Annotated in this window: 22 protein-coding genes; 14 read left to right on the top strand and 8 right to left on the bottom strand. The window is 61.4% G+C overall.

The window, feature by feature from the left end; all coding sequences use genetic code 11:
• Window positions 1-351 (top strand): hypothetical protein (locus RA26_RS23070; protein WP_206540426.1); only part of this gene is annotated, 351 nt, incomplete at its 5' end.
• Between the two features lie 167 nt (window positions 352-518).
• Here the strand turns inward: RA26_RS23070 and RA26_RS07465 are convergent.
• Genes RA26_RS07465 through RA26_RS07450 form a run of 4 tightly spaced genes read right to left on the bottom strand, consistent with a single transcriptional unit; the run spans window position 519 to window position 4352 of the window.
• On the bottom strand, window positions 519-902 hold the full coding sequence (locus RA26_RS07465; RefSeq protein WP_039182013.1) for a carboxymuconolactone decarboxylase family protein: 384 nt from the start codon (window positions 900-902) through the stop codon (window positions 519-521).
• Window position 903: 1 nt separating this feature from the next.
• Entirely contained in the window at window positions 904-2358 is a 1455-nt protein-coding gene (locus RA26_RS07460; RefSeq protein WP_039182011.1) for an aldehyde dehydrogenase family protein, read from the bottom strand.
• Window positions 2359-2364: 6 nt separating this feature from the next.
• On the bottom strand, window positions 2365-3468 hold the full coding sequence (locus RA26_RS07455) for an aromatic ring-hydroxylating oxygenase subunit alpha (RefSeq protein WP_039182009.1): 1104 nt from the start codon (window positions 3466-3468) through the stop codon (window positions 2365-2367).
• On the bottom strand, window positions 3465-4352 hold the full coding sequence (locus tag RA26_RS07450) for a MurR/RpiR family transcriptional regulator (RefSeq protein ID WP_039182005.1): 888 nt from the start codon (window positions 4350-4352) through the stop codon (window positions 3465-3467). The genes RA26_RS07455 and RA26_RS07450 overlap by 4 nt, the downstream gene beginning before the upstream one ends.
• Before the next feature lie 71 nt (window positions 4353-4423).
• Between RA26_RS07450 and RA26_RS07445 the strand changes: the two genes are divergently transcribed.
• The 6 genes from RA26_RS07445 to RA26_RS07420 all read left to right on the top strand — a co-directional run bounded on the left by RA26_RS07445 (window position 4424) and on the right by RA26_RS07420 (window position 12437).
• Window positions 4424-6883 (top strand): FAD-dependent oxidoreductase, encoded by a 2460-nt coding sequence (locus tag RA26_RS07445; protein WP_039182002.1) that lies wholly within the window; start codon window positions 4424-4426, stop codon window positions 6881-6883.
• Window positions 6884-6986: 103 nt separating this feature from the next.
• Window positions 6987-8069 (top strand): alcohol dehydrogenase family protein, encoded by a 1083-nt coding sequence (locus RA26_RS07440; RefSeq protein WP_241482601.1) that lies wholly within the window; start codon window positions 6987-6989, stop codon window positions 8067-8069.
• 222 nt (window positions 8070-8291) lie between these two features.
• Entirely contained in the window at window positions 8292-9401 is a 1110-nt protein-coding gene (locus tag RA26_RS07435) for a mandelate racemase/muconate lactonizing enzyme family protein (RefSeq protein WP_039181999.1), read from the top strand.
• Between the two features lie 4 nt (window positions 9402-9405).
• Window positions 9406-9999 (top strand): dimethylsulfonioproprionate lyase family protein, encoded by a 594-nt coding sequence (locus RA26_RS22065; RefSeq protein ID WP_193747597.1) that lies wholly within the window; start codon window positions 9406-9408, stop codon window positions 9997-9999.
• Window positions 9996-11099: a mandelate racemase/muconate lactonizing enzyme family protein gene (locus RA26_RS07425; RefSeq protein ID WP_039181997.1), complete on the top strand. Its 1104-nt coding sequence runs from the start codon at window positions 9996-9998 to the stop codon at window positions 11097-11099. Before RA26_RS22065 ends, RA26_RS07425 begins: the two co-directional genes overlap by 4 nt.
• A 63-nt stretch (window positions 11100-11162) precedes the next feature.
• Complete coding sequence (locus RA26_RS07420) at window positions 11163-12437, top strand: aspartate aminotransferase family protein (protein ID WP_039181994.1); 1275 nt, start codon at window positions 11163-11165, stop codon at window positions 12435-12437.
• A gap of 58 nt (window positions 12438-12495) precedes the next feature.
• On the opposite strand, the gene RA26_RS07415 is transcribed toward RA26_RS07420, so the two are convergent.
• The 3 genes from RA26_RS07415 to RA26_RS07405 form a co-directional block, all read right to left on the bottom strand.
• Window positions 12496-12846, bottom strand: coding sequence for a RidA family protein (locus RA26_RS07415; RefSeq protein WP_039181992.1), 351 nt, complete (start codon window positions 12844-12846; stop codon window positions 12496-12498).
• 45 nt (window positions 12847-12891) lie between these two features.
• Window positions 12892-13236 (bottom strand): hypothetical protein, encoded by a 345-nt coding sequence (locus RA26_RS07410; protein ID WP_039181989.1) that lies wholly within the window; start codon window positions 13234-13236, stop codon window positions 12892-12894.
• A gap of 95 nt (window positions 13237-13331) precedes the next feature.
• Window positions 13332-14204 (bottom strand): MurR/RpiR family transcriptional regulator, encoded by an 873-nt coding sequence (locus RA26_RS07405; RefSeq protein WP_039181986.1) that lies wholly within the window; start codon window positions 14202-14204, stop codon window positions 13332-13334.
• Window positions 14205-14356: 152 nt separating this feature from the next.
• Here RA26_RS07405 and RA26_RS07400 point away from each other — a divergent pair, with 152 nt between their 5' ends.
• The 7 genes from RA26_RS07400 to RA26_RS07370 all read left to right on the top strand — a co-directional run bounded on the left by RA26_RS07400 (window position 14357) and on the right by RA26_RS07370 (window position 22478).
• The gene (locus RA26_RS07400; RefSeq protein WP_039182127.1) at window positions 14357-15142 is read left to right on the top strand and encodes an N-formylglutamate amidohydrolase; all 786 of its coding nucleotides are present in this window, start codon (window positions 14357-14359) and stop codon (window positions 15140-15142) included.
• A complete protein-coding gene (locus RA26_RS07395) occupies window positions 15135-15731 on the top strand; it encodes a TRAP transporter small permease subunit (protein WP_039181983.1) in 597 nt (198 codons plus the stop codon). Before RA26_RS07400 ends, RA26_RS07395 begins: the two co-directional genes overlap by 8 nt.
• Window positions 15731-17233: a TRAP transporter large permease gene (locus RA26_RS07390; protein ID WP_039181981.1), complete on the top strand. Its 1503-nt coding sequence runs from the start codon at window positions 15731-15733 to the stop codon at window positions 17231-17233. Before RA26_RS07395 ends, RA26_RS07390 begins: the two co-directional genes overlap by 1 nt.
• A 51-nt stretch (window positions 17234-17284) precedes the next feature.
• Window positions 17285-18319, top strand: a complete 1035-nt coding sequence (locus RA26_RS07385) for a TRAP transporter substrate-binding protein (protein WP_039181977.1) — start codon at window positions 17285-17287, stop codon at window positions 18317-18319.
• Between the two features lie 115 nt (window positions 18320-18434).
• Window positions 18435-19787 carry a glutamine synthetase family protein gene (locus RA26_RS07380; protein ID WP_039181975.1) on the top strand — a complete coding sequence of 451 codons (1353 nt, stop codon included), beginning with the start codon at window positions 18435-18437 and terminating at the stop codon, window positions 19785-19787.
• 96 nt (window positions 19788-19883) lie between these two features.
• Complete coding sequence (locus RA26_RS07375) at window positions 19884-21266, top strand: aldehyde dehydrogenase family protein (protein ID WP_039182124.1); 1383 nt, start codon at window positions 19884-19886, stop codon at window positions 21264-21266.
• A gap of 66 nt (window positions 21267-21332) precedes the next feature.
• Window positions 21333-22478, top strand: coding sequence for an iron-containing alcohol dehydrogenase (locus tag RA26_RS07370; RefSeq protein WP_039181972.1), 1146 nt, complete (start codon window positions 21333-21335; stop codon window positions 22476-22478).
• A gap of 68 nt (window positions 22479-22546) precedes the next feature.
• Here the strand turns inward: RA26_RS07370 and RA26_RS07365 are convergent, their stop codons facing one another.
• Window positions 22547-22762, bottom strand: coding sequence for a hypothetical protein (locus RA26_RS07365; protein WP_039181969.1), 216 nt, complete (start codon window positions 22760-22762; stop codon window positions 22547-22549).
• Window positions 22763-22891 lie beyond the last annotated feature (129 nt).

Genomic DNA, 22891 nt, shown 5'->3' with positions numbered 1-22891 from the left:
GGGGGCTTTTACGGATACCCCAGAACACCCGCAACCCAAAAAACGCAAAAAACAGAACTTTCCAAAAAGAAAAATCACAAATCAAACAATATCAACAACTTAACCCGCAATAAAGTCAGCAAAACTGACCCGCTTCCAGCAACCGAAAACACCGCAAACCCAAACCAGCGCCCTCAAATCAGCACTCCGCCCCACTTACCCACAGACTCGCATCATATATCCACAGAACCAGGCGCAGGAATCAAGGAACTCAGATCGGGAATCCCAGCAAACAAAGCCCCCTGCCCGGGCAAAAAACCGTTCCGCCAGTCTTCTGACCGAAATATCCCGGCAAAATTGACCGGAACCTAAAGAGGCAGCCCCCCTCCAAGTCGGCACAGTGCGTAATGGAAAAGGGGGGTCGCTGCGAAACCTAATGCGTTAACAATGCGTCAACGGAATGAGCAGTAGCTAGGTCACCCCAAGTATAGAAAAGCGGCCCATAGGGGCCGCTTTTCAAACGATTTCAAACCGGCTTGTCAGCCCTGCTCTTCCAGAACCTTGCGGGCGGCACGGAAACATTCCAAGGCCTGAGGCACACCGCAGTAGATGCCGATCACATGGATGATCGCGCGGATTTCCTCCTTAGTAACGCCGTTGTTGATGGCGCCGCGGCAGTGCAGTTCCCATTCATGCATCTTACCCAGCGCGCCGATCATCGAGAGATTCATCATCGAGCGGGTCTTGGCGTCGATCACATCGTCGCCCCAGCCGAAGCCCCAGCACCAGGCGGTCATCGCTTCCTGGAAAGGCCGGGTGAAGTCATCAGCAGCGGCGAGGTTCTTTTCGACATACCCGGCGCCAAGCGTTGCCTTGCGCTGCTCCATGCCTTTCAGGAACAGGTCTTCGTCAAATGCGCTCATCTTAGCCTCTCAGTTTCATGGCAATATTCTTGGTCTGAACGTAGTTCCACAGCGCCTCGCGGCCCTTTTCGCGGCCATAGCCGGATTTGCCGTAGCCGCCGAAGGGGGTTTCGACGCCGCCTGCGTACCATTCGTTCACAAAGACCTGGCCCGCACGGATCTGGCGGGCGCAGCGGGTGGCGCGATCCAGATCCCGGGTGAAGACGCCGCCGACCAGCCCGTATTCGGTGCTGTTGGCAATCTCGACCGCCTCGGCATCGGACCGGAACTTGAGGACCGAGAGTACGGGTCCGAAGATCTCCTCGCTGGCGATGCTGTCCGACGGCGTAATGCCCGAGACAACGGTTGGCGCCAGGAAAGCGCCTGCATTGCCGATGGGGCTGCCGCCTGTTGCAATGGTTGCGCCATCGGCTTGGGCCTGCTGGACGATGCCCAGCGCCCGGTCGCGCTGCGGCATAGAGACCATGGCGCCCATATTGGCGCCGAACTCAGGCCGGTCGATGCCCGCGCCCACGCTCAGGCTTTCGGCCACACTCACTGCACGCTCGACCAGCTCATCGTGGCGGCTGTCGTGCACGATGACGCGGCTCATCGCGCTGCAGACCTGGCCTGCGTTGAAGTAGATACCCCAGCGGATGTCGTTCTCAATTGCGTCGAGGTCGGCGTCCTCATGCACGATGGCGGCGGATTTACCGCCAAGCTCCAGCACGCAAGGCACCACGTTCTGCGCTGCCGCGGTGGCGATGCGGATGCCGGTGGGCACCGAGCCGGTAAAGACAATCTGATTGACCTGCGGATGGCCCGCCAGCGCCGCGCCGGCTTCGTGGCCATAGCCGCAGAGCACGTTGACTGCACCGGCCGGAAAACCGGCGGCCTCAGCCGCGCGGGCGAGCCAGGCATTAGTGAGCGGGGTAAGCTCCGGCGTCTTGATCACGCAGGCGTTGCCGGTGGCCAGCGCTGCGGACAAAGAACGCGCGGTCATCTCCACCGGATAGTTCCAGGGGATGATCTGGGCGGATACGCCCATCGGCTCATTTTCGGTCCAGTCGAAATAGCCGCCGCCCAGCGGGATCGAGCGGCCTTCGACGGTGCTGGCCTGATTGCCGTAGTATTCGAAATAGAGGGCGGCGCCCTCAATCTCGATCCGGGCTTCCCACAGCGGCTTACCCTGTTCCAGGGTCAGGACGCGGGCGATCTCGTTGACGTTGTCCAACAGGTAGCGGCCCATTGCCTGCACCATGCGGCCGCGTGCAATCGGGCGCAGCGCTGAAAGCTCGCCGGACAGATGCACACGGCGGGCCGCCTGCACGGCACGGTCCACGTCCGCGGCATCGGCGAGCGCGTGCCGGGCCAGCAACTCGCCATTGGCCGGGTTGGTAACGTCGATCCACCCTGCCCCGCCCGGCACCCAGGCGCCATCAATGTAGTTCAGCCATTCGGCCTCTAGCTGTCTCATAACCGGTTAGTTCCCTGCTTCCTGTAGGTCGCGGTCTGCCGCTTCGCGCATCCACTTCTGAAGATGCAGGATTGAATGTTCGGAATTCACTCCGCAAGAGGGGTCGACCACCAAAGGCCCTGGCACATAGCCGCGGCTGTGCAATCCGCGCTGCACGGATTCCACCAGATGTATATCCTCCTCCACCGTGGTCGCCCGGTCCTGCACCGCCATCCGGCGCACGGTTTCATTGTCCTCGCCGCAGATCGAGTACCAGCCGCGCCAGACCACCACGCGGTCCGCATCCACCGCCCGCCAGTGATAGGTATTGAGCAAGTTACCCGGATAGACCTGGAAGGAGAACATCGGCCACAGGAACCAGCTGGAGTATTTCTCGTTGTTCTCAAAACCGGAGTTGATGTCATAGGTCATCTGGTCCAGCGAGTTGCACTCTGTCGTGTGGCGCAGGCAGAAACCCTGAGGTTGGATGTCATAGGTTTCCGGCTTGATAACTCCGGTGGAGAAGGTCGGGTGATTGAGACTGCAATGATAGCACTCGGAGTAGTTCTCGACCGAGACTTTCCAGTTGCAGTTCTCCGGGATCTCCACCCATTCAAGCGGTTTCAGATCCGCCCAATTGGGCACAAAGCTTTCCAGCTCACTACGGACATTCGGGAACCATTCGTCCATCGGCTTTGCTTCCGGGTCCAGGTTCACAAAGATGAAGCCCAGGAAAACCTCAGTACGCACTTCAGTCAGGCAGATCTTGGACTTGTCGAAGCCCTGCACCGATTTGAGATTCGGCCCGGCGCGCAGCTGACCGGTCAGCTCATAGGTCCAGGCGTGGTAGGGGCAGACCACAACCCGTGTTGTCCCCTCTCCCGAAACCAGCTGATGTGCCCGGTGCTGGCAGACATTATAGAAAGTACGGATCTCGCCATCGCGCCCCTTGATGCTGAACAAGCTTTCGCCTGCCATCTCAAAAGCAAAATAGTCGCCGGGGTTCTCCAGCTGGCTGGCGTGACCGGCAAACTGCCAGGTGCGGGCCAGCAAGCCCTTGCGCTCCGCCTCGAAGATAGCCGGGTCGGTATAGTACCGCGCCTCGAGGGAATGGGTCAGAGGGGCGTTCATTCAGGGTCCTCCGCATAAAGGCCCAACTGGTGCCTGCGCTTGTGAAATCTCTCCACCCGTTCGACGATCTCCTCGCTGGAGACCGCAATCACAAAGGACAGCAGCGTTTCCAGAAGGGCGATGGTCGAGACGGATGACGGGAAGAATTGCGGCGTGTCCGCCGCGACGACAAAACCGTGATCCGCGTTCAGAACCACAGGGCTGGCGGGGCTGTCGGAGATGCCGACAATGGTGACCCCTTGTTCGCGCGCGATCTTGATCGCCTCAATCACCTCGGCCCGGTAGGGTTTGCAGGTCATAGCGATCAGCACATCCTGGCTGTCAGCCCAGGCGAGATCATCCACTGGTGTGGAGCCGGGCCGCGGGATGGCGTGGAACTGCTTCATGCCGGTGGAGGCAAGATAGGTGAAGTTACGGGCGTTGGCGTTGTTGACGCCGACGCCAAGAGTAAAGACCTGCCGCGATTGCCAGATCGCCTGCGCCGCCGCCTCCAGTCCGTCCGCATCGATGCCCGCAAAGGTCTCCTCGATGTTGCGGATCGCCGCCCCCACCATATCGGCATAGAGCCCGCCCAGCTCGCCAGATTTGCCGATGTCCTGCAGCCAGCGCGCCCGGTCGGGGAAGGACACCCCGCCCCGGCGAATCGCCTCGCGGAAGGGAGCGCGGAAATCCTCGTAGCCCTCGAACCCCACCTGCCGCGCCATGCGGACAAAGGTGTTGGGCTTCACATTGGCGGCCTCGGCGATCTCCCGCACGGTGGAAACCCCAACGTCCGCAGGGTTTTCCAACACATAGCGGGCCGCCTTCTGCGCCTCGGGAGTCAGCGCGTCCCACTCTTCGGTGAGGCGCTCCAAAACGGTTAATGATACATTTGTCCCATTCATGGTTGACGATGGTACAAATATGGAAATAGCCTGTCGAGCAGAAAAGCGACTCTGCAATCAGGAACGGCGAAATGGCTGAGAAAGAATTCCCGGCACAGGCCCGTGTGGTCATCGTGGGCGGCGGTGTGATGGGGGTGGGCCTGGCCTATCACCTGGCGCACGAGGGCTGGGGCCCGGAGGTGGTTTTGCTGGAAAAGGCTGAGCTGACCTCCGGCTCGACCTGGCACGCGGCCGGGCAGATCACCCATTCCACCAGTTCATTCGGGCTGGGCAAATGCGTGGACTACAACATCGGCCTTTTTTCCGGGAAGCTGGAGGAAGAGACCGGTCAGGCGGTGACCTGGCACGGCTGCGGCTCCTTCCGCCTGGCCTATACCGAGGACGAGATGGACTGGCTGCGCCATACCCTGTCGGTAGGCCGTTCGCTGGGGTTCAATATCGAACTCACCGGCCCGGAAAAGGTCGCCGAGCTTCATCCCTTCTATAACCTCGAAGGTGTTCTGGGCGCGCTCTACACCCCCGATGACGGCCACGTCGACCCGACCAACGTGACTATGGCCCTGGCCGCAGGCGCCCGAAAGCTGGGTGCGCGGATCATCCGGCACTGCCGCGCCACCAACATAACACAGGCTGAAAACGGCGAGTGGATCGTCGAGTCGGAAAAGGGCGCCATCCGCTGCGAGCATGTTGTGAACGCAGGCGGCACCTATGCCCGTCAGATGGGCGAATGGTCGGGTTTGCAATTGCCGATGACCTCAATGACCCACCACTACTTCGTGACCGAGCCAGTGCCTGAATTTGAAGGCCTGGATAAAGAACTGCCGGTGATCCGCGATGATAAGAAAGTCTCCGGCTACATCCGCATGGAACAGAAGCGCGGCTTGATCGGGATCTACGAGAAGGAGGGCAGCAACTCGGTCTGGCATGACCACTGCCCGTGGGAATACGAGAACTGGCTGTTTGACGCCGATTACGACCGGGTGATGCCGTGGTTGGAGGAGAGCCTGAACCGGATGCCGATCTTTGCTGAGCTTGGCATCCAGCGCGAAGTGCATGGCGCGATCTCGCACCCGCCGGACGGCAACCCGCTGATCGGCCCGGCGCCGGGCGTCAGGAACTACTGGTGCTGCTGCGGCACCCAGATCGGCATCGGCTGGGGTCCCGGCCTGACCCGCGAGCTGGCACGTTGGATGGTGCATGGTGCGGCCGACATCTCGATGCGCGAATATGACCCGCGCCGCTTTGGCGCCTATGCCACCAAGGACTGGCAGGTGACCAAGGCGCATGAAGACTACAAGCTGCGCCACGAGATCCCCTTCCCGCATTTCAACCGCTTGGCAGGACGCCCGATCAAACCCTCGCCGCTCTACGAACGGCTGAAGGAAAAAGGTGCAGTCTATGAGGAGGTTTACGGCCACGAGCGCCCGCGCTGGTTTGCCAAGAATGGTGTGGAGCAGCGCGATCATTATTCCTTCAAGCGGAATGAAGTGCACGATATGGTCGGGTTGGAGTGCACGGCCGTACGTGAAGGCGTCGGCATCATGGACATCTCCGCCTTCACCAAGGTCGAGGTCTCGGGCCCCGGTGCCGCGCCCCTGCTGGACCGGCTGACTGCAAACCGCCTGCCGCAGAAAGTTGGCGGCATTGCCCTTACCCATATGCTGAACCGCCGCGGCCGGATCGAGCTGGAAACCACCGTCGTGAAATTGGCCGCGGACAGCTATTACCTGGTCTGCGCCGCGTTTTTTGAACAGCGGCTGCTGGACCACCTGAACCAGAACCTCGCGGGCGAAGAGGTGGAGATCACAACCCTCTCCACCGACTGGGCCGCGCTTGCTCTCAATGGCCCGAAAGCCCGCGAGGTCCTAGGTGCATGCACCGATGCGGATCTGAGCAACTCCGGCTTCAAATGGCTGACAGCGCGGCAGATTGAGGTCGCGGGCCACAGGCTCTGGGCCTTCCGCATGTCCTATGCGGGCGAGCTTGGCTGGGAACTGCACATCCCGCGCAGCAGCACCCTGGCGGTTTATAACGCCCTTTGGGCCGCTGGCGAGGCGCATGGCATTGCGGACTACGGATCCTTCGCCATGAACGCGATGCGGATGGAAAAGGGCTTCAAGGGCGCGGGTGAGCTTACCAACGAAGTGACCCTGGCCGAGGCGGATGTGCTGCGCTTTGCCCGCACGGACAAGGAGTTTCTGGGCAAGGACAAAACGCTGAACGACGCCGGCAAACCCTGGGTCTGCGCCTATCTGGAGATTGAGCCGGACGGGGTGGAGGACGGCCACGGCGGCGAAGCGGTCCTGCTGGAGGGCAAGGTCGTGGGCTCCACCGCCTCGGTCGCCTATGGCCATACCGTCGGCAAGATCCTGGCCTTCGCCTATATCAAACCGCACGCCAATGTGCCGGGCACGGGGATTGAGGTGATCATCGCAGGCAAGCCGCGCAAGGGCCGGATCCTGGGCGCCCCCGCCTACGACCCCGAAAGCCTGCGGCCCCGTACAGACGCCACGCTCACCCCGGCAGAATAAACAGAATTCGGCTCCTCCTTTCATCTTGCTGAAAGTACTCCAGGGGGAGCCAAAGGCGGGGGGCAGCGCCCCCTCCCCCATGACCAAAAGGGAAACGCGAATAATGACCCTGCCCGACACCATGAAGGCGATGGTCCTGACAGGCCACGGCGATTTGGACAAATACGAATGGCACGAGAACTGGCCGGTTCCGCAGCCCGGGCCAATGGAGGTACTGATCAAGGTCGGCGCCTGCGGGCTGAACAACACCGATGTGAACACCCGCTCCGGCTGGTATTCCAAGACAGTCGAGGGCGCCACCACCGGCGGTGCCTTTGACGAAGTGGGCGAAGAAGACCCGACCTGGGGCGGCCGTCCTCTGACGTTCCCGCGCATCCAAGGTGCGGATGCGGTTGGCGAAGTCGTGGCTGTCGGCGACGGTGCCGATCCAGCCCTGATCGGGAAGCGCGTCATGGTCGGCGGCTGGGTCCGCGACTGGGACGACCCCGAGAACAAAGACAAGGCCGGATACTTCGGCTCCGAATACGATGGCGGCTTTGCTGAATACACTAAGGCGGATGCGCGCGGTGTGGCCGTTATCGAAAGCTCTCTCAGCGACGCGGAGCTGGCGACTTTCTCTTGCTCTTATGTCACCGCCGAAGGAATGCTGAGCCGGGCGGGCGTGGGCACCGGTGACACGGTGCTGATCCCCGGCGCCTCCGGCGGGGTTGGCGGCGCGCTGATTCAGCTAGCCAAGCGCCGCGGCGCGCGGGTGATCGCGATGGCGTCTGAGACCAAGCACGCCGAGGTGGCGGAGCTTGGACCTGACCTGATCCTGCCGCGCACGCCGGAAAACTTGCGGGCAGCCCTTGGCAGCGAGAAGGTGACCGTTGTTGCCGATGTGGTGGGCGGCGCGCAATGGCCAAGGTTGATAGACGTGCTGGAGCGCGGCGGGCGCTACACTTGTTCTGGCGCGATTGCTGGACCAATGGTGGAACTGGACCTGCGCACCTTTTATCTGCGTGACCTGACCTTCACCGGTTCCACCGTTACACCGCACCGCAACTTCACTGATGTGGTGTCGTATATTGAAAAGCGAGAGATCAGGCCGGCACTGGCCGCGGCTTACCCCCTGGAGCAACTGAAGGAGGCGCAGGCCGCCTTCATTGCGAAGAAACGCACCGGCAATATCGTGGTGGTCCCTTGAGATGGGTGCTTTCTGTTCCCGCCCTCAGTGAAGCCGAGTTTTGCCGCGCCGCACTGGCTGCCGGTAGAGAGGTTCCGTCCTGGCCCGCCGGCCCCGCCCCGCAGGGCCGCGGCATGCCGGAGGGTCCCGGGAACGCCTTGACGCAACCGGGTTCCGGCTTCGCCGCCAAGGAACTTACCGATGAACACGCAAGTCCCTGAGCTGCACCAAGGAGAGGGCGCAATGAAGATCACCCGCATCACCATCTACCAGGTCGACATGCCGCTGACCGAGCCCTATTGCCTATCGGGAGGGCGGCTGAAGTTCGAAAAGCTCGACAGCACCTTTGTGCGCATCGACACGGACGAAGGCATCTCCGGTTGGGGAGAAGGCTGCCCTTGGGGGCATACATACCTGCCCGCGCATGGGCCGGGGATCCGGGCCGGCATTGAAACCCTGGCACCTGCCTTGATCGGACAGGATCCGCGCAGCCTGGAACATGTGAACCGGGTGATGGATGTGCAATTGCCGGGTCACCCATATGTCAAAGCACCCATCGACATGGCCTGCTGGGATATCCTGGGGAAGGCCTCGAACCTGCCGCTGTGGCAGCTCATGGGCGGGGAAGAGGCGGCGCCGGTGCTGGTGAACTCGTCGATCTCCACTGGCACCCCGGAGGAAATGCTGACGCTGATCGACCGTGCTGCGCAAAATGGGTACACCGTGCATTCGGCCAAAGTGGGCGGCACTGACATCGGCTTGGATATCGACCGGATCGAGGCGATTTCTGAAGGCCTGCCCAAGGGGCACAAGGTGACCTTTGACGTGAACCGCGCTTGGCAGCCTGCGGTAGCGGTGGAGGTCCTGAACTCGGTCAAGGCACGCGACTGGGTGGAACAACCCTGCGAGACGCTGGATCAATGCGCCCATGTTGCGGCGCGGGTCTCGAACCCGATCATGCTCGATGAATGCCTGCATACGTTCGGCGACCACCTGCAAGCATGGAAACACGGCGCCTGCGAAGGGGTGAAGGTGAAGCCCAACCGCGTTGGCGGGCTGACCAAGGCCCGGCAGATCCGCGACTTTGGCGTCTCGGTGGGCTGGCAGATGCATGTTGAAGATGTGGGCGGCTCAGCGCTCGCGGATACCGCGGCGATCCATCTGGCGGCCTCGACACCCGAAGCAAACCGGCTGGCGAGCTGGCTGTGCCACTATCATCTGGATGTGGATCCGGTCCCCGGCCAGGGCGCGCGGAATGTCCGCGGTGTTGCAGTGCCGCCCTCACTGCCTGGCCTTGGCGTGACGCCCGAGGAAGGCGCGCTGGGGGATGCAGTTGCAGTCTTCGGAGGCTAAGAGAATGCCTGCTCGGCTATTGCAGGAATTGACACAGATTGCTGCCCGGACAAACGGGCTGGCCTGGTTCTGCACGCGAATGCAGGGCTTGCCGATGCTGGAGATGAAACCGCAGCGCCTGCCGGTTTGCGAAAGGATTGAAGAAATTGCCTCTACCGGGGGGCAATTCAGCGAGGCGACTGCGCCCATCGTGGCCGCTTTGGCCGCCGCCCTGCCCCGTTTGCGCTGGCAGCAGACTTATAACGAGGCCGACGGTTTCTCCCGCGACTGGCTGGACAATTACGGCTGGGTCAACCTGATCTCGCCCAAGGGGCTGTATCAAAGCGACGAGATGCGGCTGTCCATTGGCTATTGGGGCACCGGGCAGCACTATGACGAGCACTCGCACGCGCCGGAAGAGACCTATCTGGTCCTCGCAGGCCAGGCCCGGTTTTTTTCCGAAGGCCGCCCAGCGCGGGACGTGGGTCCCGGCGACACCATCCACCACGCGCCGCACCAGAAACACGCCATTGATATGGTGCCCGGCCCGCTGCTGGCAGCAGCCTTCTGGCGCGGGGACGATCTGCTGAAGAAATCCGAATTGGGAGCGCGCATATGAAGATCACCCGGATATCCCTGTGGCATGTGCCGCTGACCAGCCACACTGCCTATCACATGGCGGAGGGCAAGATCTGCGATACGGTTGAAAGCGTGGTGCTGGCGCTGGACACCGATACCGGGATCACCGGCTGGGGCGAGGTTTGCCCGATCCCGCATTATCTGCCCGCCTATGCCCGCGGCGTTGGGCCTGCAGTTGAAGAGATGGCACCGCTGCTGCTCGGAGCAGATCCGATCGGCCCCGAAGCCGTGATGGCCAAGCTGGACGCCTGGCTGCAGGGGCACCAATACGCCAAGTCTTCAATCGACATTGCCCTGTGGGACCTGACCGCACAGTCCGCGAAGCTGCCGCTGCACGCACTGCTGGGCGGGCAACGGCAGGCAGACATGCCGCTGTATCATTCAATCACTTGTATCGCGCCGGAGAATATGGCCCGTATCGCGCGCGAGGCACAAGAAACCGGCATCACCCAATTTCAGGTGAAGCTAGGCGCCGACAGGGATTGGCAGGCCGACGTGGCCCGGCTGCGGATGGTGCGGGAGGCAGTCGGGAGCGGACCGCTGGTTTATGGCGACTGGAACTGCGGTGCCACGTCGCTGGATGCCTCGCGCGTCGGCCGGGCTGTGGCTGGTCTGGACATCATGCTGGAACAACCCTGCACCACCATTGAGGATTGCGCACGGGTGCAGGCCGCCTGCGGGCTGCCAATGAAACTGGATGAGAGTGCTCATGACACGGCATCGCTGCTGGCAGGCCATGCGGCAGGGGTGATGGATGCGGTGGCAATCAAACTGTCGAAATTCGGCGGCCTGTCGGCCTCCCGCCGTGCACGCGATCTTTGCCTGCATCTAGGCGCTAAGATGTGCATCGAGGACACCTGGGGCTCTGACATCACCACCGCGGCACTGTTGCATCTGGGGGCAGCCACCGATCCGCTGCGGCTGATGAATGTCTGTGATCTGTCCTCTTACGTCAGCCCGCGGCTGGATCCGGCCGGACCAGAGCGCCGAAATGGACGTATCGCCCCGCCCGACGGCCCCGGCCTTGGCGTGCGCCCCGACCGTGCGGGGATGGGCACTCCCGCAGCTGTGATCGAATAACTTTTGACTTTTTGGTCAAAAAATCTCCAACTAGGCCAACCCAGCCCAACAGGAACCAAAACCATGGAAAAGATCCTTACCCAGGCCGAGTGGATTGACCGCGCCAAGGCCGTGCTGCCCGCCGGCGGCTTTGGCAACTTCGATCCCGGTATCGTCATTCGCGAGGGCAAGGGCTCGCGCGTTTGGGACGAGGACGGCAAGGAGTACATCGACTTCCTGATAGGCTCCGGCCCGATGATGCTGGGCCACGGCCACCCTGAGGTGCTGGAGGCCGTTCTGGAGCAGCTGCCGAAAGGCATGACCTTCTTTGCCAGCAACACCCGCGGCATAGAACTGGCTGAGGTGATCTGCCGCGCAGTGCCCTGCGCCGAGCAGCTGCGCTATGTCTCCACCGGCGGCGAAGCGGATATGTATGCAATCAGGCTGGCCCGTGCCTTCACCGAGCGCACCAAGATCGTCAAGTTCGAGGGCGGCTACCATGGCATGTCGGCAGAAGCGCAGATGAGTCTGGCCCCCACTAAGCGTGTTAATTTCCCGCAGGCTATTCCAGACAGTGCCGGCATCCCGCCGTCGGTTGCCGCAGAAGTGCTAGTCGCGCCGTTCAATGACTTCGAATACATCAAGCAGCTGATGGCAGAGCATGGGCACGAGATCGCGGCCATTATCGCAGAGCCGCTGCAGCGTATCGTGCCGCCGCTGCCGGGCTTCCTGCAACTTCTGCGTGAGGAAACCCAAAGGCACGGAAGCCTGTTGATCTTTGACGAAGTCGTCACCGGCTTCCGCTCCACCTACGGCGGCGGTCAGGAACTTTACGGTGTGACGCCGGATCTGGCGACGCTGGGCAAGGTAATCGGCGGCGGCTTCCCGTTGGCAGCTATTGTAGGGCGCGCCGACGTTATGCGGCACTTCGACAAGGCGGAAGTAGGTGCCGAAGGCTGGCTGATGCAGTTGGGTACCCTGTCAGGCAACCCGGTGGCCGCTGTTGCGGGCCTGAAGACAATGGAAATATTGCGCCGCGAGGGTGCCTATGACCACTTGAACAGCACCGGTCAGCGGTTGATGCAGGTGACAAGCGCAGCACTGGAAGAGGCCGCTGTGCCGTTTCAGATCGTCGGTGAACCTGCATTGTTCGAGATCGTCTTCACGGATGCCAAAGTGCGCGACTACCGGGACACCCAGGCCGGAAATACGGAGCGCACCAAGCGCTATAACGCGGTGCTGCGCCAGGAAGGCATCTTCAAATCACCGGGCAAGACCTACCCCAGCCTGGCGCTGACGGACGAGGATCTGGAACAGACCGAAGCGGCCATCAGGAAGGCCGCCGCGGCTCTGGACTAGATTTTCAGCAAAGAAGGCGGGATGCCTGCCCGCCTTTCCCTTGCCAGCCGGGGCAAACTTAGGCTTTGGCCGCAGTTACGATCAGTTCCACCAGGAAATCCTCGCGGGCCAGCTTCGCTTCGCCGCAGGCGCGTGCAGGGGCATGACCCTCTGGCACCCAGGCATCCCAGACCGCATTCATTTCAGCAAAGTGCTTCATGTCGGCAAGCCAGATCACGGTTTGCAGGATGCGGGTCTTGTCACTGCCCGCCTCTGCCAGCAGCGCGTCGATCTTGTCCAAACAGTCCTGGGTCTGCTGCGCTACGCTGGCACCGGCGGTGCCAACCTGCCCCGCGAGGTAGATGGTATCGCCATGGGTTACGATCTGGCTCATGCGCTGGGTGGTATGGCTGCGGGTGATTTCAGACATCTCTTTATCCTTGGAATAATTGTTGCCGGGCTTAAGCGGCCGTCTCTATTGGGACAGTTGCCATTTGCCTTCGGAGGGGCAGAACTTGCGGCGGACCTGCTTGGCGGTCTGGTCATCTTTGACAAAAGCCTGATGCTGCAGAAGCACGCAATCGCCCTCCTTGCCCGCCACCTGCACGTTGCCGTGCGCGCCGCTGTCCGGGTTGGACCACTTTGCCTGCTTTCCGCCCTGCGCCTCGGCCAGCAGGGACTGCTCCGCCTGCCGCATGATGTTGGTGTCCTGCGGTGTCAGCCCGGACTTGGCCAGGATACGGCTGAGCGGATTGGCCGCTGCGGGCGCGGCAACCAGTGCTGCCACTGCGGCAGCTGTCAGAATTCCGGAAAAACGCATGTGAATACTCCTGCCTGAATGAAACCGGCTATACCATCAGTAAGGCGCAACCGGCGGGCAATGTCCATGCAGCGGATCAGGAGAACCTGACCGGATCAGGAGAACTTGCGGAACAGCCGGGTCATATCGAACAGCTCATCCAGCCGGTCATACCGGTCCTTGGTCTTGTCCCAGCTTTCTTCCTGCGTGGCGGCGATCATTGCCTCCAGCAGCATCATAGTGGAGATGTTGGAGTCCCAGGCCGAGGGGATTTCAACCCAGCAGTTGAAGGTGTGCTCGGCTACCGACGCAATCGGGCTGGCCCATTGATCGGTGATCAGCACGATCTTCACCCCGCGCTCCGAGGCCAGCTCGGCCAGCCTTTGCAGGTTGGTCTCATACCGGCGCACGTCGAACATCAGGAGCGTATCGCCCTCAACCATATCCAGCACGTAATGCGGCCAGGTGGCGGAGGAGGATGTCATATGGGTGACCCGCTGCCGGATCGCCTGAAAGTGAGTAAAGGCGTAATCCGCCAGCGCCCGGGTGATACGACCGCCCACCACATAAAGCCGCCCCTCAGTATTGGCGAGCTGATGCACCGCGGCGTCGAAATGGGCGGAGTCGATGTTGGAGAACGTCTGCTGCAGGTTGTCAGTCACCGCCTGTGCAAATCTGTTCAGCAGGTGGCCTTCGGGCGCCTCTGAGGCCCAGTTGTCGCGCCGCTTGGTGGGACCGGAAACTTTGGCCTCCAGCTCCTTCAGCAGGGCCTGATGAAACTGCGGATACCCTTTAAACCCCAGTTTCTGCACCATCCGGGCCACCGTCGGCGTGGACACTTCAGCATTCCCGGCAACGATGGTGATCGAGGCCAGTCCCGCCGCAGGATAGTTTTCCAGCAGCAGGTTCGCGAACTTCCGTTCGGATTGGGTGAGCGAGGAATAGCTCTCACGGATCAATTCGCGAACGGTGGCAGGAGGTTTCGACAAGGGCGCATTCCTGTTTTGAACAGACACTTTCTAACCTGGAACCGGCCTGAAAAGAAAGTTTCAGGAATACCTGTCCGGAACCGATCATGAAAAGATATTGACACAAATATCTCTTCATGGAAACATTTTTCCAATTCGCAGGGAGGCGGCGCATGCACGAGAGTGATTCTCACACTCAGAAGGACGCGGTGGAGGTGGTGAACCGTAACGGCACCAGCCCGGTCCTGCTTCTGTGCGAGCATGCCTCCAGCAACATCCCCGCCCGTTACGACGGGCTGGGCCTGCGCGAAGCCGACCGGCTGAGCCATGCCGCATGGGACCCGGGCGCGCGGGCCGTGGCCCTGCATATGTCCAAAGTGCTGGATGCCCCGCTGGTCGCCAGCACCGTGTCGCGGCTGGTTTATGACTGCAATCGTCCGCCAGAGGCCGCCAGCGCCATGCCGGAGAAATCCGAACTGGTGGAAATTCCCGGCAACAAGGGACTGACCGCGGAGCAGCGTCTGGAACGGGTGGAAACGGTCTATGATCCGTTCTGCGCAGCCGTTTCCGATTTGATAAAGGCCCGCAAAGAATCCGGGCGGCAGACCGTGCTGGTCACAATGCACAGCTTCACACCGGTTTATTTCGGCAAGCAACGCGCGGTGGAGATCGGCATCCTGCATGACAACGACAGCAGGCTGGCGGACGCGATGCTGGCAGAGGCCCCTGCCCTGCCGCACCGCCGGGTCGAGCGTAACGAACCCTATGGGCCGGCTGACGGCGTCACCCATTCATTGAAAATCCACGGGCTGGCGCATGGGCTGGCCAACGTGATGATCGAGATCCGCAATGATCTGGTGGCAACACCAGAAGAAGAAGAGGCCATGGCAGAAGAAATGCTGACATTGCTGCGCCCGGCCCTGGCCGCGCTGGCAGCGAAGGGAGGGCCAGATGCCTAGAATCATCCGGGCCTATGTCCGCGGCATCGACGCGATGAACCGCGCCATTGGCCGCTTTGCCATGTATCTGATTTTCGCCCTCATCGGGGTGCTGCTTTGGTCCTCGGCGTCCAAGACGTTTTTCAACCCATCGCACTGGACGCTGGAGACCGCGCAGTTCGTGATGGTCGCCTATTACGTTCTGGGCGGCCCTTACTCGATGCAGCTTGGGTCAAACGTACGGATGGACCTGTTCTACGGGGCCTGGTCCACGAAGACCAAGGCGATGGTCGATGCTTTCACCGTGCTGTTCCTGATCACCTATCTGGTGATCCTGATGTACGGCGCTCTCAGCTCAACCGCCTATTCACTGGGCTATTTCGGGCTGGAACCGCTGCAGTTCTTCTGGGACCTGCTGACGACGCTGGTGACCGAAGGTCCCACCGCCGCCGGCGAACAGCTCGGCTATTTGGAGCGCAGCTCCACCGCCTGGCGGCCGTTTCTGTGGCCCGTCAAAACCATCCTCTGCTTCGGTGTCTTTCTGATGCTGCTGCAATGCCTTGCCGAATTGTTCCGGGATATCGGACGCCTGCGCGGAGTTGAAATCTGATGTCCTACGAATGGATCGCCATCGTGATGTTTGCCGGCATGATGCTCATGCTGATGACCGGTCAGAGGGTGTTTGGCGCCATCGGCTTTGTCGGTGCGGTTGCGGGCATGCTGCTATGGGGTACCGGCGGGGTGGAGATCCCCTTCTCCGCCGCCATGAAGCTGATGAAGTGGTATCCCTTGCTGACACTTCCGATGTTCATCTTCATGGGCTACGTGCTGTCGGAGTCGAAAATCGCCGACGATCTCTACAGGATGTTCCACGTCTGGATGGGGCCGGTTAAGGGCGGTTTGGCCATCGGCACTATCGGCCTGATGGTTCTGATCTCAGCCATGAACGGCCTTTCGGTTGCTGGCATGGCCATTGGTGCGACCATTGCGCTGCCGGAACTCTTACGCCGCGGCTATGACAAGATCCTGGTGACCGGCACCATTCAAGCAGGCTCCTCGCTGGGTATCCTGGTACCGCCTTCGGTGGTGCTGGTGCTCTATGCGATGATTGCGCGTCAGCCGGTGGGGCAGCTGTGGCTGGCAGGGGTGATCCCGGGCCTGCTTATGGCAACCATGTTCATCATCTACATATATGTTCGCGCCCGTATGCAGCCGAACCTCGGACCCGCGATGCACCCGGAGGATCTGGCCGAGTATGAGCAGATTACCGACCACCCGCTGCGCCTGAACTATATCGTTCTCGGTGCGCTGGTGCTGGTGCCGCTGCTGATCCTGACCGGCGCAATGGAGACCAAGTCCGCGCTTGGTGTGGCGCTTGCCCTTGGCCTTCTTTCTTTCCTCACTCGCAAGAACGCCATGTTCTACAAAGACGTGTTCATGAAGGAAAAGTATCGCCTGCTGTTCTCCGGCGTGCTGCCCTTGGCGATCTTTGCCGCGATGATGGTGCCCTTTGTAAACGGCTGGACCTCGCTGGTGGAAAGCTCGGCCATTGGTGCGATGACTGCCTTCCTTGCTGCGGTGCTGAAGGGGCGGATGAACAAGGACGTGTTCGAAACCTCGGTGCGATCGACACTCGGCATCTCCTGCATGTTCATGTGGATCATCCTGGCGGCACTGGCCTTTGGCGCGATCTTTGACGGTCTTGGGGCGGTTAAGGCGATCGAGGACTTGTTCACCACCAAACTTGGCCTTTCCCCTTGGATGATCCTGATCCTGATGCAGCTGAGCTTCATCGTGATGGGCACCTTCCTGGATGACACCGCGATGCTGGTGATCGTGGCACCGCTCTATGTGCCGCTGGTTGGGGCGCTTGGCTTTGATCTGATCTGGTACGGCGTGCTCTACACCATCACCACGCAGATCGCCTATATGACGCCGCCCTTCGGCTACAACCTGTTCCTGATGCGCGCAATGGCGCCGCCGGAGATCGGGCTAAAGGACATCTATGTCTCGATCATCCCCTTTGCCGCGGTGATGGTGCTGGCGCTCGCCCTGATCATGATGTTCCCGCAGATCGCCCTGTGGCTGCCGGAATATGTCTACGGAAAATAACCAAGGAGAGTCCCGGCAAGGGGCCGGATGTTTCAACAAGGAGTGAGAATTATGACAACAAGACGTAAGTTTCTTCAGTCCGCCGGTGTTGGCGCCATGGCGGCGCCGCTGGCCACCCCGGCACTGGCCCAGTCCACTATCAAGTGGCGGATGCAGACCTATGCAGGTGCTGCACTGGCCGAGCATGTGGTAAAACCCGCCATCGACATGTTCAACAAGATCGCCGGCGACCGGATGCAGATAGAGCTTTACTACGCCGATCAGCTGGTCCCCACCGGCGAATTGTTCCGCGCCATGCAGCGCGGTACCATCGATGCAGTGCAGTCGGATGATGACTCGATGGCTTCGCCCACCGAAGTAACCGTCTTTGGCGGCTATTTCCCCTTTGCTTCGCGCTACTCGCTGGACGTGCCGGTGCTGTTCAACCAGTACGGCCTGAACGAGATCTGGGACGCCGAATACTCCAAGGTCGGCGTCAAGCACATCTCGGCCGGCGCCTGGGATCCCTGCCACTTTGCCACCAAGGATCCGATCAATTCGCTGGCAGACCTGAAGGGCAAGCGCGTCTTCACTTTCCCGACCGCTGGCCGCTTCCTGGCGCAGTTTGGCGTGGTCCCGGTCACCCTGCCCTGGGAAGACATCGAGGTCGCGGTGCAGACCGGCGAGCTGGACGGCATCGCCTGGTCCGGCATCACCGAAGACTACACCGTCGGCTGGGCCGATGTGACCGACTACTTCCTGACCAACAACATCTCCGGTGCCTGGGCAGGGTCGTTCTTTGCCAACCAGGGCCGCTGGAACGAACTGCCGGAAGACCTGCAGACCCTGTTCCGCGTCTGCTGCGACCAGTCGCATTACTACCGCCAGTGGTGGTACTGGGGCGGCGAAGCGTCCCTGCGCGTGAATGGCGACAAGATGAAGCTGACCACCATTCCCGACAATGAATGGCAGCAGGTCGAAGACGCAGCCGTGAAGTTCTGGGATGAAATCGCAGCCGAGTCCGAGACCAAGGCGAAGGTTGTGGAGATCTTCAAGAAGTATAACGCTGACATGCAGAAGGCCGGCCGCCCCTACCGCTACGGCTGACGCACCGGTTGAAAACGGAATTTGGCCTGCGCCGCAGCGGGCCAAATTCCTTACCCAAGGAATTTGCCAAAACTTTTGAGGAAAAGTTTTGCGCGCAACAGACAAAGGGCCGCTCATGCTCTCCTTCGACACTCTTAAGGACCAGGTTGCCGATGGCACCGTTGACACCGTTCTGGTTTGCCTTGTGGACATGCAGGGCCGCCTGATGGGCAAGCGCTTCCATGCCAAGCATTTTGTGAATGGCGCCTGGGAAGAAACCCATTGCTGCAACTATCTGCTGGCGACTGACCTGGCGATGGCGACCCCGGACGGCTATGCCTCGACCAGCTGGGAACGGGGCTATGGCGACTATGTGATGAAGCCCGACCTTTCCACCCTGCGCCCTGTCCCGTGGCTGGAGGGTACCGTTATGGTGATGTGCGACGTGCTGGATCACCATACGCACGAAGAAGTCTCCCACTCCCCCCGTGCGATCCTGAAGAAACAGGTGAACCGCCTGAAAGCGATGGGCTATGACGCGATGTGCGCCACCGAACTGGAGTTTTTCCTGTTCGCCAAAAGCTTTGACGAGATCCGCCGCTCCGGTTTCCGCGATCTGGAGCCGATCTCCGGCTACAACGAGGACTACAACATCCTGCAGACCACCCGCGAGGAGCATGTGATGCGCCCCATCCGCAATCACTTGTGGGATGCGGGCCTGCCGATCGAGAACTCCAAAGGCGAGGCGGAAACCGGCCAGGAGGAGCTGAACATCAAATACGCGGCGGCGATGGACACGGCAGAGTTCCACACCATTGCCAAGCACGCGATCAAGGAGATCGCGGAGCAACAGGGCCATGCAGTGACCTTCCTGCCGAAGTGGAGCCACGACAAGGTCGGGTCCTCCTCCCACGTGCATCAGTCGCTGTGGCAGGACGGCAAGCCTGCGTTCCATGATGAGAGCGACGAGTTGGGCATGTCAGCGCTGATGAAGAATTACATGGCGGGATTGCTAAAATACGCGCCCGACTACACCGCCTTCATGGCGCCCTATATCAACAGCTACAAGCGCTTCATGAAGGGCACCTTTGCGCCCACGCGGATCATCTGGTCGGTGGACAACCGCACTGCGGGCTACCGGCTGTGCGGCGACGGCACCAAGGCAATCCGCGTCGAGTGCCGCATACCCGGCTCCGACATGAACCCCTATCTGGCGATGGCGGGTATGCTGGCTGCCGGCATTGCAGGCATCGAGGAAGGGCTGGAGCTGCAGGCCCCCACCCGGGGCGATGTCTATCAGGGCGACACCGGCATGATCCCGGGCACCCTGCGGGATGCGGCGGTGGCGCTGAAAGGCTCGGAGATGCTGCGCGCGGCAATGGGTGATGACGTCGTGGATCACTACGTCCGCGCGGCGGAAGTGGAGATCGAGGATTTCGACCGGGTGGTTACAGACTACGAGATCGCCCGCGGGTTTGAGCGGGCGTAATCCGGCTGCTGGCGGCTTGGGGCGCTGCCCCAAACCCCAGAGTATTTTCGGAAAGATGAAGAGGGCTTTGGCCCTTTCTGAATGGAGTGAATGGCAATGGGCCAGGTTTTGAAATGCATCTCGCCGATCGACGGATCGGTCTTTGCGGAACGCGCAGTGCTCTCGCGCGAGGACGCCTTTGCAGCGGCGGATCGGGCGCGGTCAGCGCAAGCAGCCTGGGCGGCCCGGCCGCTGCAGGAGCGCATTGATCTGGTGATGGCCGGCGTGGCCGCCGTCGGTGCGATGAACGATGAAATCGTGCCGGAACTGGCGCACATGATGGGCCGGCCGGTGCGTTACGGCGGCGAGTTTGGCGGCTTCAACGAGCGCGCCAGCCACATGGTGAAGATCGCCGAAGAGTCGCTGGCAGATATTGAGGTCGGCGAGGACGCCACCTTCAAACGCTACATCAAGCGTATTCCGCATGGCGTGGTCTTTGTGGTCGCCCCTTGGAACTACCCCTATATGACCGCGATCAACACCGTGGCGCCTGCGTTGATTGCCGGCAATACCGTGGTGCTGAAGCACGCGACCCAGACCCTGCTGGTCGGCGAGCGCATGGCGCAGGCCTTCCATTCCGCAGGGGTGCCTCAGGACGTGTTCCAGAATGTCTTTCTGGATCACGGCACCACATCGGAGCTGATCGCCGCCAAGGCCTTCAACTTTGTGAACTTCACCGGTTCGGTTGGCGGCGGCCAGGCGATGGAGCGCGCGGCAGCCGGCACCTTCACCGGCGTCGGCACCGAGCTGGGCGGCAAGGACCCGGGCTATGTGATGGAAGACGCCGATCTGGACGCGGCGGTGGACACGCTGATTGACGGCGCCATGTTCAACTCCGGCCAGTGCTGCTGCGGCATCGAGCGGATCTATGTGCATGAGAGCCTGTTTGATGCCTTCCTGGAAAAGGCGATTGCCATCGTGAAGGGCTACAAGCTGGGCAACCCGCTGGATACGGAGACCACCATCGGACCGATGGCCAATGTGCGCTTTGCCAGCGAAGTGCGCGGCCAGATCGCCGAGGCGGTTGAGACGGGCGCGGTAGCCCATATCGAGACCTTCGCCGGGGATGACGGCGGCGCCTATCTCACGCCGCAGATCCTGACGGGTGTCACCCACGACATGCGAGTGATGCGCGAAGAAAGTTTCGGACCCGTCGTGGGCATCATGAAGGTCTCCTCTGATGAGGAAGCCATCCGGCTGATGAACGACAGCGATTTTGGCCTGACCGCCTCGCTCTGGACCAAGGATGTGGAGCGGGCACAAGCTGTCGGTGATCAAATCGAGACCGGCACCGTCTTCATGAACCGCGCCGATTACTTGGATCCCGGCCTGTGCTGGACCGGCTGCAAGGATACCGGGCGCGGCGGCGGCCTGTCGGTCATCGGCTACCACAATCTGACCCGTCCGAAGTCCTACCACCTGAAGAAGGTGACCGGCTGACGTACGGCCCTGCCCCGCCCCGGTGTCTCCTCCCCGGGGCGGGCCTTAGCATCAAAGGAATACGATATGTCTCTCGTTGGAAACTGGTCCTACCCGACCGCAATCAAGTTCGGCGCAGGCCGGATCAAGGAACTGGCGGACGCCTGCACCGCAGCCGGTATCAAGAAGCCGCTGCTGGTCACCGACAAGGGACTGGCAGACCTGCCGGTCACCCAATCGACCCTGGACATCATGGAGGCCACCGGCCTTGGCCGCGGCATGTTCTCAGACGTCGACCCGAACCCGAATGAGAAGAACCTGGACGCAGGCGTCGCCGCCTATAAGGCGGGCGGCCATGACGGGGTGATCGCCTTTGGCGGCGGTTCCGGCCTGGACCTGGGCAAGATGGTTGCCTTCATGGCAGGCCAGACCCGTCCGGTCTGGGATTTCGAGGATATCGGCGACTGGTGGACCCGCGCGGACAGCGATGCCATCGCACCGATCATCGCAGTGCCGACCACCGCAGGCACCGGCTCCGAAGTGGGCCGCGCCTCTGTGATCACCGACAGCGTCACCCACCAGAAGAAAATCATCTTCCACCCCAAGGTGCTGCCGGCAGTGGTAATCTGCGATCCCGAGCTGACGGTAGGAATGCCGAAGTTCATTACCGCAGGCACTGGTTTGGACGCCTTTGCCCATTGCGTCGAGGCGTTCTCGAGCCCCCACTACCATCCGATGTCCCAGGGCATTGCCCTGGAGGGGATGCGGCTGGTCAAGGACTACCTGCCGCGCGCCTATGCCGATGGCACTGATATCGAGGCCCGCGCCCAGATGATGAGCGCCGCCGCGATGGGCGCCACGGCGTTCCAGAAAGGCCTCGGCGCGATCCACGCGATGAGCCACCCCATCGGCGCGCATTTCAACACCCATCACGGCACCACAAACGCGGTCTGCATGCCCAGCGTGCTGGAGTTCAACGCTTCTGTGATTGCCGACCGCTTCAACATGGCCGCGGCTTACCTGGGCATTGACGGCGGCTTTGACGGCTTCCGCAGCTATGTGCAGGAGCTAAACGACTCCCTCGGCATACCGCGCGGGCTGTCGGATCTGGGCGTCACCGGGGCGGCGATCCCCGAGCTGGTCAAGGGCGCCATGATCGACCCCTCCTGCGGCGGCAACCCCATTGAGCTGACCGAGGAAAACCTCACCCAGCTGTTCAACGCCGCGATGTGATCAGCGGAAGAATCCCAGGCTACAGCGCTCTCCGCCCCGCGGGGAGCGCTTTTCTTTAGACAGCGGTTTCAGCCGCTGACGTAAACCTTGTCCTTGGGATAATAGAAAATCTTCTGATTGTGCAGCCGCCCCAAAAGCTCATGCACACGGCGGAGCGTGTCCTCTTCGCTGCTGCCTGCTGCAGGGTGGGTTTCCGATAGCGTGTCCCTGGTGGTTTGCAAGGCAGTTTCAATCAGTTCCATATCCGCAACGGACAATTCGAACATGTCATTGTACTGGGGCATCCGGGCTCCTACTCCTGCTGGCTTGACTGGATTGGCTGACTACAAGCTGCCCCAAGGCGCGGCGCAAAGCCACTGAAAACCGCCGTATCCCCGCCCTGCGTCTTCCAGCGCAGCTGCTGTTGTGATCTG

This window comes from Leisingera sp. ANG-M7 (assembly GCF_000813965.1).
In the GTDB taxonomy this organism is placed as follows: domain Bacteria; phylum Pseudomonadota; class Alphaproteobacteria; order Rhodobacterales; family Rhodobacteraceae; genus Leisingera.
Note: the sequence above shows the minus strand (reverse complement) of the source record. Positions and strands in the feature narration are given on the sequence as shown.